Raw genomic sequence first — 15,434 nt, 5'->3', positions numbered from 1 at the left:
TCAACGCTCCTCGGGTTGGATGTAGACGACGCCTTGGCCGTCGAACCGTAGCGAGAACGCCTCGCCGCTTCCGCCGCCGATAGCCGATCGCCAGGTGACGTCGGTGACGAAGCTCTGATTCAGTGATCCGCGATGCGCGACGAATGCATCGGGATCGACGACGAGGGGATATTGCGGGTCCACCGCCAGGGCGATGAGCGGACCACCCGCAGAGAGCAGTGCCACCGAACCCGTTCCGCTGACGATGGTGGTGAACAATCCCTGACCCGAGGATGCTCCGCGAAGCCCCGAGAACTTGACTTCGGTCTTGATCTGACCGGTGAGGGCGAGCAACTGCGAAGCCTCGACGTGCATCGAGTCGTTCGCCAATTCGACGATGGTGATGTCCTGCGCATCGACGGCGAAGTAAACGATGCCTTTCCCGGAAACCTCCATGAGGGAGAGGGATTCGCCGGTGACCTTTTGTTTGAGCGCGGCACGCAGGCCCCCACCCCCGCCCATGCCGGCGTTCTTGAAGGCGACGTCGCCCTCGTACGCGACCATCGATCCGGAGATCGCGCGCAGCGAATCGCCAGTGAGATTCGCGACGAGCACGCGGTGCCCGTTGGTTGTCAGCTGAGCCACGGGAAGACTATGCCACGCACAGTCCCCCCGTGTCAGTGCAACTGGACCTGCAGTGCAACTGGACCTCCGGTCCTACTGGATCAGTGGGCGCAGTGCCTTTCCTGCGAGTTCGACGATGCCGGGCTCGTGGCCGTTGGTGACCAGGTTGATGATGACTCCGTCGATGCCGTGGTCGAGCACACGCGTCTGCACCTGTTCGGCGACGTCGTCCGGCGTTCCGCAGAAAGCCCGGTCGGTAGCGGCGGTCTTCTCGTCCTCGGACAGATTCGACAAGTCGATACCGTTCGAGAGCAGGTAGTCGTTCTGGAGCGTGCGTGCTTTGTCGCCGTCCTCGTCGATGATGACGAACGCGAGGAAGCTGGTTTCGAGATCCTTCGGGTCGCGGTCGACTTCCTCGCAGCGCGCTTGCACGGCCTCGACCTTGCGAGGCAGTTCGCTTGCGTTGCAAATGATGTTGAGGTGATCGGCGAACTGCGCAGCGAGACCGAAGGTCTTCTTTTCACCACCGCCGCCGAGCATGATCGGGAGGTCGTCACGCAGGCGCGGCTCGTTGATGGCCTCCTCGACCTGGTACCACAGGCCGTCGAAGGTGGGACGCTGCCCGCGCAGCATCGGTTCGATGATCTGCAGCGCCTCGTCGAGGCGTTCGAAACGATCGGTGAACGTACCGAATTCGAGGCCGAAACTGGTGTGCTCGAGCTCGAACCATCCTGCGCCGATGCCGAGGATCGCGCGTCCGCCGCTGACGACGTCGAGGGTGGTGACTGTCTTGGCGAGGATCGCCGGGTTTCGGTAGGTGTTCCCGGTGACGAGTGCCGACAGCTGGATGGTGTCGGTGGCGGTGGCCAACGCGGACAGTGCCGAGTACGCCTCAAGCATCGGTTCGTCGGGCTTGCCGATCCCGGGTAGTTGGTAGAAGTGGTCCATGACGAATGCAGTGTCGAATCCGGCTGCTTCGGCCTCGCGCGCTTGCGCGATGACCTTGGGAAACAGCTCTGCGACAGGGCCTGAGTAGCTGAAATTGGGCATCTGGTAACCGAGACGAATAGTCACCGTTCAAACGCTACTCCCGTCCGCGAAGTCTGCCATCTCGAACATCCGGATTCCGTTGCAGCCGCCGATCGGCGGGTGAACAATCACAGTCATGCCGACACTCGAGCTCACTCGACCGCCGTTCTCGGGCTTCGGGGTCGATGACATCGACGCCGCCCGAGCCTTCTACGCGGACACCCTTGGACTCACCGTCGTCGACGGCGAGATGGGACTGCTGCATCTGCAACTCGGCGAAGGGTGTGAGGTGTTGATCTACCCGCGTGAGCACCACAAGCCGGCCCAGCACACTGTTCTCAATTTTCCCGTCGCGGACATCGACGCGGCGGTGGATGCATTGAATGCGAAAGGGGTGCATTGTCAGCAGTATCCGGAGATGGGTACCGACGAGCGGGGCATCTTCCGCAAGGGTGGTCCGCTGATCGCCTGGTTCACCGATCCGGCGGGCAACGTGCTGTCCGTGCTGCAAGCGTGAAGGTGCACCCTCAGGCGGTGGGCGAGCCTTGTTCGAGAGTGACCGTGCGCTGCTGAAGTACGCCCTGCTCACTGACCCATTCGAGATCGATGCGGTCGCCGGGGCGACGTCCGATCATCTCTCCGGTCAGCTCGTCCGAGTTGCGGACAGCGCGACCGTCGAACGAGACGATCACATCGCCCCTCAGGAGACCTGAGCGTTCTGCCGGTGAGTCGGATGCGACGGACGCGATCACTGCGCCCTGGGTCGGCCCGCTTGCGCGGAAGGCCGAAACGTCGCGCACTCCGATACCGAGATAGGGCGTCGGACCGACGTGGACGGTGCCTCCCGAGCGGCCCGTGCGTACCTGCTCGAAAACAGCCATGGCGTCGTCGATGGGGATGGCGTACGCCTCGGGCGCCTGGGTCTGGCGGGCCTCTTCGGACAGACCGGCAGCGTCGACGCCGATGACGCTCCCCCACGCATCGACGAGTGGGCCACCTGAATCACCGGACCGCACATCGGCATCGATCTGGATCATCCCGGTCAGTTCGTTGCGCGAGCCGTTCACCGAGCTCTGCGCCAGCACCGACCGATCGAGAGCAACGATCTTGCCCGGTGCAGGCACCAGGGCGCCCGCGCCATCGGCGTTCCCGACGGCGGTCACCGGATCGCCCACCGCCACGTTCGCCGAGGTGCCGATCGCCGCGACCTGGAGGTTCGAGGCGTTGGCCAACTGCAGCACGGCGAGATCGCGCGTTCTGTCGTAGCCCAGCACCGACGCGTCGTAGATGAGTCCGTTGCCCTGATGTACGGCCGTGATGTCGGTCGCCTCCTCGACAACGTGGAAGTTGGTGAGCACCAACCCGTCGGGGTCGACGACGAAGCCGGTGCCCGCGACGCCGTAGAGCCCGAACTCGGCGGAGAGGGTGACAATAGTCGGATCGATTTGGGCGGAGAGTTGTTCGAGGGTCAGTGGTGCCGGCGGTGGCGGTGGCGGCAGAGCGACGGGTGGGGCAGTTGCCGGCGGGGTTTGTTCGGGCGCGTCCAGGACTCCTGGACCCAGGGGTGCGGCCAGCGCGGACGCAGCGAAAGTCAGCGCAAGAACGAATGCGTACCGACCGACTGCCTGCATGTCAGTCGATTATGCCGTCACCGATTCACACCGGGTGCGTTCTGAATACCGTGATGGTCTCGACCTGCAGGGCGCGTTGGGTGAATTCGACGAACACGATGCCCGGGCCGGAGTCGAATTCGGCGGAAACACTCACTGTTCTGCCTGCTGCGATCCACTTCTTGAAGCGTGCGCGGCGCAGCTCCTCGGCGGAAACATCCGCTCCATCGGCGGGCCGGTGCAATGCGCGCAGCTCATGCTCGGCGACGGTCTTGCCCTTTCTCCCGACGCCACGGAATCCGCCCAGAAATCCCATCGCGCCGCTCAGACCCTGATTTCCGATCAGCTGCGGAGTGAGCTTCGCGGACGCGACGAGCCCAGGAATGCCTGCGCGCAGCAGCTGCCCGATCATCGTCGCGAGTTCCCAATGCGCAGCGAGTCGGGCAATTTTCAGCGTTCCGTTCTCCTCGACGAAGTCGTAGCGAAGATGCATCGGCACCTCGAGCCTCGCGCCGGTGGACATGACGGTTACGAGGTTGAGGTCGCGTACCACGGACATGCCGGAAACGGCCTCGCTCTCGATGTGGAATTCGATGGTGTTCGGCGCGATGAAGGTGTCGTAGAAACGTTCGATGGCTTCGCGGCCGCGGTGTGGCCGTGATCCGACGGGATCATTGACCTCGCCGGCGTCCGCATACAGGTCTACCCACGCCCGACGATCGTGCACCGCGACAGCGGCGGGTGAGCCTTGGGCGGCTGCAAGCAACTCCTCAGGGGTGTGCACGACCTCGACGCTACCGTTACGCGGACCTCACGTCGGCCGGTCGCTCGCTCGGGAGTCGAAACTCGCGTCGGAGCAGGCGGGGCCGAGGGGCGGAGTGAACGTGACGTCCTCGCACCTGCGGCACACGTGGGTGCGGTGATGTCCGCGGCCGCAGGAGCATGCCCTCGAACCGACCAGCACGGTTCGCGGGCCGAGGGCATGACCGCGGGCGCACCGCGAGGGCGCGCTCTCGATCCATCGATCGCCCGATCGATGCAGGGTCGACGAGAAGTCACCGGCGGCATCTGGCGTCGACATCCTCGGCACCCGCCATGGTCGCTACCGCCCTGAATCTTGTTTGGACCGTCCGCATCTTGTTTGGACCGTCCGCGAGTGGTCGCTCTCGGACGGCTTTGCGAGACTATCACGATATCGAACGTATGTTCCCATTCCGGTCGTCCGCTCGTGCAGCGAGGAAGGCTTCCGGATCGATGAGGTCCGACTGTCCGACGATGGAGCCCAGATCGGCGATCCGCTCGATACCCGTCAACACCATCTCCTCCTCGACGGTGCCCTCGGCGTAGCCGTAGTAGCAGGTCGAAGTGGTGTGGTTGTGGTCGTTGTCGATCCTGTTCGCGCGGCCCTCGATCTGGCGGATGTCGATGGGAGTCCACCGCGGATCATGAATGAGCGTCACGCGCGGGGCCGCGGTCGACACGGACTGGAGCGGAGCCTGCGGAGTGACCTGATGATGCTTGTCCGGCAGTAGCAGCTCGTTGGTGTGGAGGTTGATCGCACTCGTCGTGGTGGAGACGATCACCGGGGCCGCGCCGGTCTGGAACCGTCGAATTTCCAGTTCCTGATCACTACTGCTCATGCTGCCGTCGACGACAGCGACGACGAGACCCTCCTCGCGCAACGTCTCGGCCAGCGCAGCGACGGACTCGCGGTAGAACATCGAGACGAACACCTGATTGCCCTCGCGGATCCAGGCTCGAACCTGGTCGGCAGTCGCCGGGATCCGAAGATACGAGCACTTCTGCCGGAAACGAAGGGCAGCGGCGCGCGTACTGGGATTCTTCTGCAGTACGCGCCTACCGCCGACGGATTTCCACAGCGGCAGGCCCAATTCTCGCCGATAGTCCACCCACGCCGAGTTGTACAGACGCTTCTGAGCCGCGGTCAGCTCCTGGCCGAGAGGCTCCCGGGGCGTCGGCGGTGATGGCCGGGAGATCGACCACGGCACGGACCCGCCCGCCAGCCAACCGTGGATGGCACCGATGTCGCGTTCGCGTCGGGCGGCGTCCTCGGGCTCCCACCTCCAGGTCTTCAGGCCGGCAGCCTTGCCTTCCTTCAGCGCGAACTCCTCCGCTTGCAGAAACGTCGCCCACTTGGTCGTGACGGCGTAACCGAGGGTGTCCTCGTCGCCGATGATCGTGGTGCCGCGGCTCTGTTCGATGGCCCGTGCCATGTAAGCGAAGTGCATCGGCTGGTACCCCGGCGTCGCCGACATCCACACCACCGCCCGCGCAGCCTCCTGATATCGCCATACGATCTGTGACTGCTGCGATTCGATGTTCATCAGCGCGTGCGACTCGTCGGCGATGACGACGTCGATGTCGAAGCGGAGTTCACCGAGCGCGATGGTCCGCTTGTTCTGGGTCTTCTTGCGCTTGCCCAGGTCGATGTCCTCCGGAACCGTCAGCAGCTTCTTCGTCGACTGATACGTCACCAGCAACCAGCGCCTGCGGTCGGCCGGATCGAGATCGGCCTCTGAGTCGGCAATGGTGCGCCTCCAGCCAGGAAGTGCGCCCTTGGGAGCGACGACGAGGACTGTGTTCGTCGTGTCGTCATCCATCTGGCGGACGGCCTCGCAGACGGCCAGTGTCTTCCCGAGCCCCGTCGAGTCCATCTGCGCAAAATACGGGAAGCCGGCGGCCATGGCACCCAGCTGACGGCGCACCGATTCCAGCTGCGTCTCGCGAGGAGTCATCGACCGTTCATGAACTGTCTCGGGCCGCCAGCTTTCGTTGCAGTCGTCCTCGATCCAGCGCTGCAGGCTGTAGGGCATCGACTCGAACGAGACAAGACCGTCGGGCAGCTCGGTTCCGTAGTAGGCGAACACTCGCGGCCCGGGGTACCACCGCGCGCCCGACGCCGAGGCGAGACTGCGGTCCTCGAATGGGACGTCGAGTACCCAGACGCGCTCACCGGGATCCGGTGGCCGCAGATCGGGTGAGGCAGTCTTGCGGACAGGTTTCTTGCGTGCCGGTTTCCTAGTGGTGGGCTTGCGTCGACGAGGTGGCACGGACACACCGTAGTCTGCGGTTACCGTGCGCAGCAGAACCGGAGGGAGTGCCGTGTCCGAGACGAACAGCAGAGCCGTCGTACTGGTCCACGACCGAGATCCGGCCCTGGGCTACCGCAACATCGGCACGTTCATACCCGAACTTCAGCAACGCGGATTTCAGTTGCAGGTGCACTCCTTCGACTACGCATCCGCATCGACGCCACCACCACTCGGCGACGCCGCGATGGTCGTGGTCATGGGCTCCCCCGATGCGGCCTACGACCTCAATCCATGGGTCGGCCCCGAAACCGCCTACCTCGAACGCGCCATCGGCCTCGACGTACCCATTCTCGGCGTCTGCTTCGGCGGCCAACTGCTCGCGCAGATCCTCGGCGGAACCGTCACCAAGTCCGACTGGCCGGAACACGGAATGACAGACATCGAGTCCGACTGCCCCGAGTTGGTCGGCAGCGGTCCGTGGATGCAGTTCCACGGCGACACCTTCGTAGCCCCCGACAGCGCAACGGTGATCGCTCGCAACGATGCCGGCCAGCAGGCCTTCACGGCAGGTCCCCACCTGGGAGTGCAGTTCCACCCCGAGATCGACGTCGATACCTTCGACTCCTGGGCGCACGCGTGGGCACGCGACGGTGTCGAACACGATCGTCAGCTGGTCGCGGCGATTCGGGAAGACCTCGAGGCAGGCGAACGGGACGCGCGTGCCCGCTGCAGCGCCCTGCTCGACGCGTGGATCGGGCGTCAATCGCGCTGATCGGACCGGCTCTGCTATTACGGTGGAGGTCATGAACTTCAGTGACCACCAGATCGGCATCTACGCGCAGGGCATGTTCACCGATCAGCGGCCGCAGATCACGACGAATCTTGCGAAGCTCGAGGAGCAGGCGGCTGCCACGCTGACGCCGGAGGCGCTGGGGTACATCGTGGCGAGCGCGGGCAGCGGGTCCACCGCTCGCGCCAATCGGGATGCTTTCGACCGCTGGCGCATTGCTCCTCGGATGCTTCGCAGCGCCGCCGAACGTGATCACTCCACCACAGTTCTCGGCACCGAGATGCCCGCGCCGTTGCTGATCGCACCGGTGGGAGTTCAGACTTTGGCGCACCCGGAGGGCGAGCTCGCCTCCGCACGCGCAGCGGCGTCACTGGGGGTGCCGTACATTCACTCCACCCAGGCCTCGCACTCGTTCGAGCAGATCGCCGAGGCCGGTGGCGATGCCCCGCGGTGGTACCAGTTGTATTGGCCCACCGATGAATCGGTGCTGCTCAGCTTTCTGGACCGCGCGAAGAAATCCGGCTTCACCACGCTGGTCCTGACCCTGGACACCACGATGCTCGGCTGGCGACCCGCCGATCTCGATCGCGGTTACCTGCCCTTCCTGGCGAATCTCGGAATCGAGAACTACCTCACCGACCCGGCGTTCCTGGCCGGGCTCGAGCAGTCGGTCGAGGCCAACCCCGTTGCTGCCGCGATGCATTGGGCGAAGATGTTCCCCAATCCCGGATTGAACTGGTCGCAGCTCGGCTTTCTGCGCGAGCACTGGGACGGTCCGATCGTGCTGAAGGGAATCTGCACCGAGGTGGACGCACGTGCCGCGGCAGAGCATGGAGTCGACGGTATCGTGGTGTCCAATCATGGTGGCCGCCAGATCGACGGCGCACGAGCATCATTGGATGCCCTGCCCGGTATCGTCGATGCCGTCGGCGATCGGTTGACCGTGCTGTTCGACTCCGGCGTCAGAACAGGTGCGGACATGGCGAAAGCGCTCGCACTCGGCGCCGATGCAGTGCTGCTGGGCCGACCTTTCCTCTACGGTCTCGCGCTCGGCGGCCAGTCGGGCGTGGAGCACGTCTTGCGCTGCATCCTTGCCGAATTCGATCTCGTCACCAGCCTGTCCGGTCACACCGGCGCTGCAGAACTGGGACGCGAGTCGGTGATCTCCGCATGAGCGCAACTCCATCCTGGGTCGCCCACTCGATCTGGTGGCATGTCTACCCGCTCGGTTTCGCCGGGGCACCTGTCCATGATTGGGACGGAACATCACTGGCGGAGGAGCATCGACTGCTCAAGGTCGTCGAATGGCTGGACTACGCAGTCGAACTCGGAGCCTCGGGGATCGCGCTGGGGCCGATCTTCGCCTCGGAGGGGCATGGATACGAAACCGTCGACTACCTTCATATCGATACGCGGCTCGGTACCGACGCAGACTTCGATACCCTCGTCGAGGCCGCTCACGGCCGCGGACTGAAGATCATGCTCGACGGTGTCTTCAACCATGTGGCGCAAGGATTCTCGAAGTACCGACAGGCGCTGGAATCAGGCCCCGGTTCGGACGCGGCACAGTGGTTCCATCTGGACTTCTCGGGCGAGCGCCCCACGCATCGAAGCTTCGAGGGACACGAGCACCTCGTGACGCTGAACCACGGCAATGCCGATGTCCAGCAGTACGTCGCCGACGTCATGTCGCATTGGCTGGGCCGCGGTGCCGACGGGTGGCGTCTGGACGCGGCATACGCTGTGCCGACGGAGTTCTGGGCCTCGGTGATCCCCCGTGTGCGGCAGCAGCATCCCGAGGCATATTTTCTCGGTGAAGTCATCCATGGCGACTACGCGCAGTTCGTTCAGCACAGCACGGTGGACTCGGTGACGCAGTACGAGCTGTGGAAAGCGACATGGAGCGCTATCTCGGAGGCGAACTTCTTCGAACTCTCCCACGCACTGGGTCGGCACAACGACTGGCTGGAGACGTTCGTGCCCGCCACATTCGTCGGCAATCACGACGTCAACCGCATCGCGAGCACCATCGCCGACGAACGGCACCACGCGCACGCACTGGTCGTTCTCTTCACCACCGGGGGCACCCCGATGATCTACTACGGCGACGAGCAGGGCTTCCGTGGTGTCAAGGAGGAGCGCGTCGGTGGCGACGACGACGTTCGTCCCGAGTTCCCCATGACCAAGGAGGAACTCGCACCGGAGGGGTGGCCGACGTATCACCTGCATCAGGAGTTGATCGGTCTACGCAGGCGCAATCCCTGGCTGCACTACGCACGCACCGAGACTCTCGAGCTGACCAATACCGCGTTGGTGTACCGCGCCTACGCCGGTGACGATCATGTCCACGTCGTGCTCGATCTCGGTGACGACCCCATCGATTACTCGCTCGGCGGCGACGTACTGGCTGGTCAAGCGACCGTCGAGGGTGGCCGCGTCACCGTGCCGCCGCACGGCTGGGCTGTCTTCGGTAGGAAGTAGCTGCCCGGCAACCGGATCGAGGGTCAGCCTCTGGCTTGCTTCGCGCGGTCGAAGAACGCCAGCACGTGCGGGACCTTGTCCTGCGGCACGTCGAACACCGCTTGACCTCCGAGGTACGAGATCGAGCCGTCGGACAACCGTGCACCGATCTTGACGCGTAGTCCGCCGCCACGGGGCTTCGCGTCGACTCCGATGTGCGCGACGTGCCAGCGGGGTCGGCCCGAGACGGTCTGCTGTGTCGCGTCGAAGATTTCGACGATGCGGTTGTCGAGGACGAGCACGACGTTCTCGTCCAACCAGTATTCGACGTACTCTCGCTCGCGCATCGTAGGAGCCTATATCCATCTCTACTGCTAGCGCTAGATAGAGGTACAGAGCCCGATAGGTACACTCGTCGTTGACACGGGGTGCCGCTTTTCATGAAGCGGCTGAGAACACACCCGTCGAACCTGATCTGGTCAACACCAGCGTAGGGATGTCTGCACCCATGGGGTGCATTGTCTTTCGCGTTGGACGGCCAACGAGCGAGAGGCATGTGTATGAAACTGAGCGAGCAGACTGTTCTGGTTACCGGCGCTGGGCGGGGACTCGGGTCCGCGATTGCACGGGCATTCGCCGCCCAGGGTGCCGATGTCGTGGTCAACTACCGTCGCAGTGTTCAGTCCGCCGAACGGCTCGCTGCAGAGATCGGCGGCCTCGCCGTGGCGGCGGACGTGACGCAGGCCGACCAGGTCGAGACGATGTTCACCGCAGCGCAGCAGCACTTCGGAAAGCCCGTCACCACGGTCGTCAACAACGCTCTCGCCGATTTCTCCTTCAACGGTGACGCTCGTAGCACCGCTGACACCATCACCTGGGAGGAGTTCGACGCCCAGTTCCAGGGAGCGGTCCGCGGCGCACTCACCACCACCCAGCGCGCCCTCGGCGGAATGCGCTCCATCGGATTCGGCCGCATCGTCAACGTCGGCACGAACCTCTTCCAGAACCCCGTCGTTCCCTACCACGACTACACGGCCTCGAAGGCGGCGCTGCTGTCGCTGACTCGTACGCTCGCCGCCGACCTCGGGGCCGACGGCATCACCGTCAACATGGTTTCCGGTGGCCTCCTGCGCACCACCGACGCCAGCTCCGCGACACCGAAAGCTGTATTCGACCTCATCGCAGCGTCGACCCCGCTGCAACGCGTGGTGACGCCGGAGGAGTTCGCCGACGCCCTGCTCTTCTTCGCCTCACCCTGGTCGCGATCGGTGACCGGACAGAACCTCGTCGTCGACGGCGGCTTGGTCAAGGACTAGATCATGCTGCATCTCAACGCTTTTCTGTTCGGCTGCGGACACCACAGTGCCGCCTGGCGCCACCCGCGCTCCCGCGTCGAGGACCTCGGCGACATCGGCTACTACTCCGAGCTCGCGCGTACCGCCGAGCGAGGCAAGTTCGATGCGGTGTTCTTCGCGGACGGGCACTCGGTGCGCGATCCGGCCGGTGCCGGAACCTGGTTCCTCGAACCGATCACGGCGCTGACGGCCATGGCACGAGCGACCTCCCACATCGGGTTGGTCACCACGGTGTCCACCACGTTCTACACGCCGTTTCACGCCGCCCGGTTGCTCGCCTCGCTCGATCACATCAGTGGCGGACGAGCCGGATGGAACGTCGTCACCTCGATGTTCGACGCCGAGGCCCGCAATCACGGATTCGACGAGATCCCCTCTCGCGAGGAGCGATACGCGCGGGCCGAGGAGTTCGTCGACGTCGCGCTCGCGCTGTGGGACAGCTGGGATGCGGGCGCGCTCGTGCTCGACCGAGAAGGCATGTACGCCGATCCCAATGCGGTTCACTCGATCGATCACGTGGGCAAGCACTTTCGGGTCGACGGCCCATTGACGGTGCCGCGGTCACCGCAGGGGCGGCCGGTGCTGTTTCAGGCAGGCGCGTCGGGACCGGGACGAGATCTGGCAGCGCGATACGCCGAGGCGATCTACGCGGTGGCGTACGACATCGAGTCCGGCGCGAGCTACTACAGGGATGTCAAAGCACGGATAGACAGAGCCGGACGGGAATCGGCGACGGTGGGCATCATGCCCGGTCTGGTGACCTACGTCGGGTCGACTATGGCCGAGGCCCGAGCCAAGAAGGCCGAGTTGGATGCGCTGCTCCCGGTGGCACAGTCGCTACGTCAGCTCGGGATGTTCGTCGAACAGGACTGCAGCGAGTGGGAACTCGACGCACCGGTGCCACCGTTGCCACCGCTGGAGGAGTTCACCGGTCCGCACGGTCGATACGAGACGATCCTGCGGATCATCGACAAGGACTCCCCGACCGTGCGCGAACTGCTGGGTACCCTCGCCGCCGGTGGCGGGCACGCGACGATGATCGGGACCCCGGAGTCGATCGCCGACGAGATCGAGGAATGGGTGCGCCGCAGCGCGGCCGACGGATTCAATCTGATGCCTCCGTTGTATCCGGAGAGCCTCACCGAGTTCGTCGACCACATCGTGCCGATCCTGCAGCAGCGCGGGGCGTTCCGACGCGAATACACCTCGACGACCCTGCGGGAGATGCTGCGCTGATCAGTAGCTGCCCACCAACGAAGCATCCGGGCGGCTAGGGTTGATCGGTATGAGCGTATGCCTGTCTTTCGCGGCGGCACCGCAGTGACCGCGGAGTCGCGGTTGCGCGAGGATCTGGCGTCGGCCATGGCGAGCGGCGGACAAGGACTATCCGCCGCCGACCGCTTGTGTGTGGCGTGCGTGGATCTGCTGCCCGTCGATGGTGCGGCGATCTCGGTGATTCACGATGGAGAAACCCGCGGGACGTTCGGATCGAGTGGTGAATTCAGCAGGCGCTTGGACGAGTTTCAGTTCACGTTCGGTGAAGGTCCATGCCTGGATGCGGTCGCCACCGGTGCGCCTGTTCTGGTGCCGGACCTGGCCGATCCCGGTGAGCGACGGTGGCCGGCATTCACTCCTGCCGTGCTCGACGAGGGAGTGCAGGCGGTCTTCGCGCTTCCGACCGCGATCGCGGCCGTGCACGTCGGGGTCCTCGATCTCTATCGCGCCAGCCCTGGGCCGCTGTCGGAGACTGTATTGAACGCGGGCATGTGGGCAGCCGAACTCGCTGCGCTGCCATTGCTGGACCTGATGACCTCGGATCTCGACTGGAATGCCGCGAGCGAAGGCGGAGACGGTTGGGAGCAGCTTGCCTCCCTCGAACGAGTCGAGGTGTATCAAGCGACGGGAATGATCATCGGACAGCTCGATATCGGTCCGGTCGAGGCACTCGCCCGTCTGCGCGCGCACGCATATCTTGCCGGGCAGACCGCCAGCGAGGTCGCATGGGACATCGTCGAACGTCGGCTCGTACTGACCCCCGACGACCACCCCGCCGCCGGGAACAATTTGGGAAGTATCGGATGAACAACAACCGCGAACACGGCGTTACCGAAGCCTTTGTGCGCTTGGCCAACAGTCTGGTCGGTGAGTTCGATGTCATCGAACTGCTGAGCGGGTTGACCAGCGAATGTGCACAGCTACTCGACATCGCCTCGGCAGGTCTACTGTTGGCCGACGAACGCGAGGTTCTGCATGTCGTCGCAGCCTCCTCGGAGACAACGCGATTGCTCGAGGTCTTTCAACTTCAGCGCGAGCAAGGCCCCTGCCTGGACTGCTTCCACACCGGGCAGCCGATCAGCGTCGCCGATCTCGAGGAGCATCGGACGAGGTGGCCGCAATTCGTCGAGGTCGCCACGTCAGCCGGGTTCGCCTCCGTGCATGCAGTACCCATGCGGTTGCGGAAGACGGCACTGGGCACTCTCGGATTGTTCGGATCGCAGTCCGGTGCACTCAATGACGAAGACCTCGAACTCGCGCAGGCCCTCGCCCACGTCGCCAGCATCGCACTCGTCAATGGACCGACGATGCCCGACGCGAGAGCGATCGGTAGTCAGCTCAGCTCGACATTACGTAACCGCGCCAGCCTCGAACAGGCCAAGGGCCTCCTCGCTCAGGTCGGCAACCTGGACATGGATCAAGCGTTTGCGGTGTTGCGGCGATACGCCCGCGATCACGAGATGGCGCTGTCCAAGGTGACGGATGACCTCGTACAGCGGGAGTTGGATGCTCGAACCGTTCTCGCGAGCGTCGCCGGAGTTCTGGGTGAGAACCAGGTGTGACTGGATCTCGGTCGTCGGTGGCGTTGTTCCTCAGTGCTCGGTGCGCCGGGCACGAGCGCGGCGCACAGCCTCGTCGATGACGCGGACCGCGACCACGGACAACTTCCGGTTCTCCTTCTGGCTTATCGCGCGCAGCGCGTCGAAGCCTTCTTCCGGGGTGCATCCGCTGCGGCTCATCACGATCCCGACGGCGCGGTCGATGACCGCCCGGCTTGTCAGCGCGGCTTCCAATTGCCCGGTCACGCGTCGCGCATGATCGAGTTTCTGGGCGTTCTGTACCGAGATCGCGGCCGGGAGCGCGTACCACTCACCCAACGTCACAGCGCGCTCATCGAAGGTTTCTGCCTGGTAGGCATAGACGTTGAGCGCTCCGATCACACCGTTCGAAGTCAGGAGCGGTAGCGACAGGACGCTGTGGACACCGAGCTTGCTTGCGGACACACCGAACCGAGGCCATCTCCGGTCATCCCCCAAGGAACCAGAGACTACCGTCTTCGCGTCCGCCGCGGCCTCGATGCAGGGACCCTCGCCGAGGCCGTACTGGATCGCATCGACCGAACGCACGAACTCGGCGCTGGCAACCACAGTGTCGGGGCGGTCGTCGTGCACCACCATGACCCCGACACCATCGGCGCCGGGTATCGCCCGAACTGCGAACTCTGCAACATGCACGAGCATCGACGCGAGACCGTCGTGGCCCATGGACAACTGCGAGAGCGCGGCCAGGCTTTCGCGGAGATCGACGTCCTGTTCGTCGGCCAGCCCACGAATCGCCACTTCGTCGAACTCATCCCCCACGGGGTCGACATTACGGGTCATCGGTGGTCCGGTCATCGGTGGTCGGGTCATCGGTGGTCGGCTCATCGGTAATCGCTGCCTGCCGCGTGAACGGCAAGGCCGGGGGCCGAGGCCACGTGGGGCAGCACCCCGGTGCGCACGAGTTCGGTCGCGATGTCGCGGAGTTTGCGATTGGTGTCCTGGCTGGCCCTCGACAACACCTCGAAGGCCTGATCGCTGGTGAGGTGTGACGCATTCATCGTGATCCCGATGGCCATCCCGATGTCGCGGCTGCCCTGGAGGGCCTGACGCAATTGCGCGGACACTGCGTGCTCGGCGTCGAGAGCTGCTTGGATGCGTTCACGGCGTACCAACTCGACGGCGGAATCGACGAGGTGTTGCAGGAGGTACTCTCGCTCCTCCGTCGGAGTTCGATCCACCGGGCAGAAACTGCTCACCTGCGCGTAGTAGCCGGAGCCACCTGCGGCTGCGAGGGTCGAAGAAGGGATCGTCGCCGCGGCGCTCACCGTGCACCGGTCCGCCCCGCCGCGCTCACCGGGCAATTTACTCATCGAGCCGCGCGGGCGCTCGATGCTGTACGCGACCCCTGAATCTTCGACGAGATCGACGATGCACCGCGGTCCGAGCAGCGGCACACATGCCTCGGCAAGAGAAGTGAACGTCACCGCAGGCGCGGCCGAGGCAACAAGTCGGTCGACGAGGTAGTCCAGACGGTGCATCTCCGACTCGGTGTCGTCCGAAACTGCGTGCACGGATCCCACCAGGCGCTGAACTTCGAATGACTCCGTCATTCGGCGAAACCGGTAGCGACGAGGTCAGTGTTGACAAGGTCAAGGGTGGTCACAACGGGTCTCCCACAATGGGCTGTCCCGGATTGTCGTGTGTCGAGTCGACGCACG

Annotated in this window: 17 protein-coding genes and 1 riboswitch; of the genes, 9 read left to right on the top strand and 8 right to left on the bottom strand. The window is 64.5% G+C overall.

What is annotated here, in order from left to right:
• Positions 1 to 615: an AIM24 family protein gene (locus tag J1M86_RS02570; protein ID WP_274611661.1), complete on the bottom strand. Its 615-nt coding sequence runs from the start codon at positions 613 to 615 to the stop codon at positions 1 to 3.
• Between the two features lie 81 nt (positions 616 to 696).
• On the bottom strand, positions 697 to 1,677 hold the full coding sequence (locus tag J1M86_RS02565) for an LLM class F420-dependent oxidoreductase (protein ID WP_187346687.1): 981 nt from the start codon (positions 1,675 to 1,677) through the stop codon (positions 697 to 699).
• A gap of 91 nt (positions 1,678 to 1,768) precedes the next feature.
• Here J1M86_RS02565 and J1M86_RS02560 point away from each other — a divergent pair, with 91 nt between their 5' ends.
• On the top strand, positions 1,769 to 2,149 hold the full coding sequence (locus J1M86_RS02560; protein ID WP_075837871.1) for a VOC family protein: 381 nt from the start codon (positions 1,769 to 1,771) through the stop codon (positions 2,147 to 2,149).
• A 10-nt stretch (positions 2,150 to 2,159) separates the two neighbouring features.
• Here the strand turns inward: J1M86_RS02560 and J1M86_RS02555 are convergent, their stop codons facing one another.
• Complete coding sequence (locus J1M86_RS02555) at positions 2,160 to 3,263, bottom strand: S1C family serine protease (protein ID WP_206508717.1); 1,104 nt, start codon at positions 3,261 to 3,263, stop codon at positions 2,160 to 2,162.
• A gap of 25 nt (positions 3,264 to 3,288) precedes the next feature.
• On the bottom strand, positions 3,289 to 4,026 hold the full coding sequence (locus J1M86_RS02550; RefSeq protein WP_206508716.1) for a nuclear transport factor 2 family protein: 738 nt from the start codon (positions 4,024 to 4,026) through the stop codon (positions 3,289 to 3,291).
• Here J1M86_RS02550 and J1M86_RS02545 point away from each other — a divergent pair.
• The gene (locus J1M86_RS02545; RefSeq protein WP_206508715.1) at positions 4,021 to 4,356 is read left to right on the top strand and encodes a hypothetical protein; all 336 of its coding nucleotides are present in this window, start codon (positions 4,021 to 4,023) and stop codon (positions 4,354 to 4,356) included. The two genes, J1M86_RS02550 and J1M86_RS02545, sit on opposite strands and share 6 nt — an antisense overlap.
• Positions 4,357 to 4,429: 73 nt before the next feature.
• Here J1M86_RS02545 and J1M86_RS26785 read toward each other — a convergent pair whose 3' ends face one another.
• Positions 4,430 to 6,313: a helicase-related protein gene (locus J1M86_RS26785; protein ID WP_307786509.1), complete on the bottom strand. Its 1,884-nt coding sequence runs from the start codon at positions 6,311 to 6,313 to the stop codon at positions 4,430 to 4,432.
• A gap of 52 nt (positions 6,314 to 6,365) precedes the next feature.
• Here J1M86_RS26785 and J1M86_RS02535 point away from each other — a divergent pair, with 52 nt between their 5' ends.
• Genes J1M86_RS02535 through J1M86_RS02525 form a run of 3 tightly spaced genes read left to right on the top strand, consistent with a single transcriptional unit; the run spans position 6,366 to position 9,566 of the window.
• Positions 6,366 to 7,067, top strand: a complete 702-nt coding sequence (locus J1M86_RS02535) for a type 1 glutamine amidotransferase (protein ID WP_206508714.1) — start codon at positions 6,366 to 6,368, stop codon at positions 7,065 to 7,067.
• 31 nt (positions 7,068 to 7,098) lie between these two features.
• Positions 7,099 to 8,259 carry an alpha-hydroxy-acid oxidizing protein gene (locus tag J1M86_RS02530; protein ID WP_075837901.1) on the top strand — a complete coding sequence of 387 codons (1,161 nt, stop codon included), beginning with the start codon at positions 7,099 to 7,101 and terminating at the stop codon, positions 8,257 to 8,259.
• Entirely contained in the window at positions 8,256 to 9,566 is a 1,311-nt protein-coding gene (locus J1M86_RS02525) for an alpha-amylase family glycosyl hydrolase (protein ID WP_075837868.1), read from the top strand. Before J1M86_RS02530 ends, J1M86_RS02525 begins: the two co-directional genes overlap by 4 nt.
• Positions 9,567 to 9,589: 23 nt before the next feature.
• Here J1M86_RS02525 and J1M86_RS02520 read toward each other — a convergent pair whose 3' ends face one another.
• Complete coding sequence (locus J1M86_RS02520) at positions 9,590 to 9,892, bottom strand: hypothetical protein (RefSeq protein ID WP_075837867.1); 303 nt, start codon at positions 9,890 to 9,892, stop codon at positions 9,590 to 9,592.
• 67 nt (positions 9,893 to 9,959) lie between these two features.
• Positions 9,960 to 10,059, top strand: a riboswitch (TPP riboswitch).
• Between the two features lie 46 nt (positions 10,060 to 10,105).
• Between J1M86_RS02520 and J1M86_RS02515 the strand changes: the two genes are divergently transcribed.
• Genes J1M86_RS02515 through J1M86_RS02500 form a run of 4 tightly spaced genes read left to right on the top strand, consistent with a single transcriptional unit; the run spans position 10,106 to position 13,737 of the window.
• Positions 10,106 to 10,861: a 3-oxoacyl-ACP reductase gene (locus J1M86_RS02515; protein ID WP_206508713.1), complete on the top strand. Its 756-nt coding sequence runs from the start codon at positions 10,106 to 10,108 to the stop codon at positions 10,859 to 10,861.
• A gap of 3 nt (positions 10,862 to 10,864) precedes the next feature.
• On the top strand, positions 10,865 to 12,136 hold the full coding sequence (locus J1M86_RS02510; protein WP_206508712.1) for an LLM class flavin-dependent oxidoreductase: 1,272 nt from the start codon (positions 10,865 to 10,867) through the stop codon (positions 12,134 to 12,136).
• 57 nt (positions 12,137 to 12,193) lie between these two features.
• Positions 12,194 to 12,982, top strand: a complete 789-nt coding sequence (locus J1M86_RS02505) for a GAF and ANTAR domain-containing protein (RefSeq protein WP_206508711.1) — start codon at positions 12,194 to 12,196, stop codon at positions 12,980 to 12,982.
• A complete protein-coding gene (locus tag J1M86_RS02500; protein WP_206508710.1) occupies positions 12,979 to 13,737 on the top strand; it encodes a GAF and ANTAR domain-containing protein in 759 nt (252 codons plus the stop codon). Before J1M86_RS02505 ends, J1M86_RS02500 begins: the two co-directional genes overlap by 4 nt.
• Positions 13,738 to 13,767: 30 nt before the next feature.
• Here the strand turns inward: J1M86_RS02500 and J1M86_RS02495 are convergent, their stop codons facing one another.
• Positions 13,768 to 14,556 (bottom strand): GAF and ANTAR domain-containing protein, encoded by a 789-nt coding sequence (locus tag J1M86_RS02495; protein WP_139317959.1) that lies wholly within the window; start codon positions 14,554 to 14,556, stop codon positions 13,768 to 13,770.
• Between the two features lie 41 nt (positions 14,557 to 14,597).
• Entirely contained in the window at positions 14,598 to 15,326 is a 729-nt protein-coding gene (locus tag J1M86_RS02490) for an ANTAR domain-containing protein (RefSeq protein ID WP_206508709.1), read from the bottom strand.
• Positions 15,327 to 15,434: the final 108 nt, after the last annotated feature.

Origin of the sequence: Rhodococcus sp. KRD197, assembly GCF_017168235.1 — a bacterium.
GTDB lineage: Bacteria > Actinomycetota > Actinomycetes > Mycobacteriales > Mycobacteriaceae > Rhodococcoides.
Note: the sequence above shows the minus strand (reverse complement) of the source record. Positions and strands in the feature narration are given on the sequence as shown.

Coding starts and splice junctions, on each gene's coding strand:
- J1M86_RS02560 (WP_075837871.1), top strand. CDS start 1,769: ATGCCGACACTCGAGCTCACTCGACCGCCGTTCTCGGGCTTCGGGGTC.
- J1M86_RS02555 (WP_206508717.1), bottom strand. CDS start 3,263: ATGCAGGCAGTCGGTCGGTACGCATTCGTTCTTGCGCTGACTTTCGCT.
- J1M86_RS02530 (WP_075837901.1), top strand. CDS start 7,099: ATGAACTTCAGTGACCACCAGATCGGCATCTACGCGCAGGGCATGTTC.
- J1M86_RS02525 (WP_075837868.1), top strand. CDS start 8,256: ATGAGCGCAACTCCATCCTGGGTCGCCCACTCGATCTGGTGGCATGTC.
- J1M86_RS02520 (WP_075837867.1), bottom strand. CDS start 9,892: ATGCGCGAGCGAGAGTACGTCGAATACTGGTTGGACGAGAACGTCGTG.
- J1M86_RS02515 (WP_206508713.1), top strand. CDS start 10,106: ATGAAACTGAGCGAGCAGACTGTTCTGGTTACCGGCGCTGGGCGGGGA.
- J1M86_RS02510 (WP_206508712.1), top strand. CDS start 10,865: ATGCTGCATCTCAACGCTTTTCTGTTCGGCTGCGGACACCACAGTGCC.
- J1M86_RS02505 (WP_206508711.1), top strand. CDS start 12,194: ATGCCTGTCTTTCGCGGCGGCACCGCAGTGACCGCGGAGTCGCGGTTG.
- J1M86_RS02500 (WP_206508710.1), top strand. CDS start 12,979: ATGAACAACAACCGCGAACACGGCGTTACCGAAGCCTTTGTGCGCTTG.
- J1M86_RS02495 (WP_139317959.1), bottom strand. CDS start 14,556: ATGACCCGTAATGTCGACCCCGTGGGGGATGAGTTCGACGAAGTGGCG.
- J1M86_RS02490 (WP_206508709.1), bottom strand. CDS start 15,326: ATGACGGAGTCATTCGAAGTTCAGCGCCTGGTGGGATCCGTGCACGCA.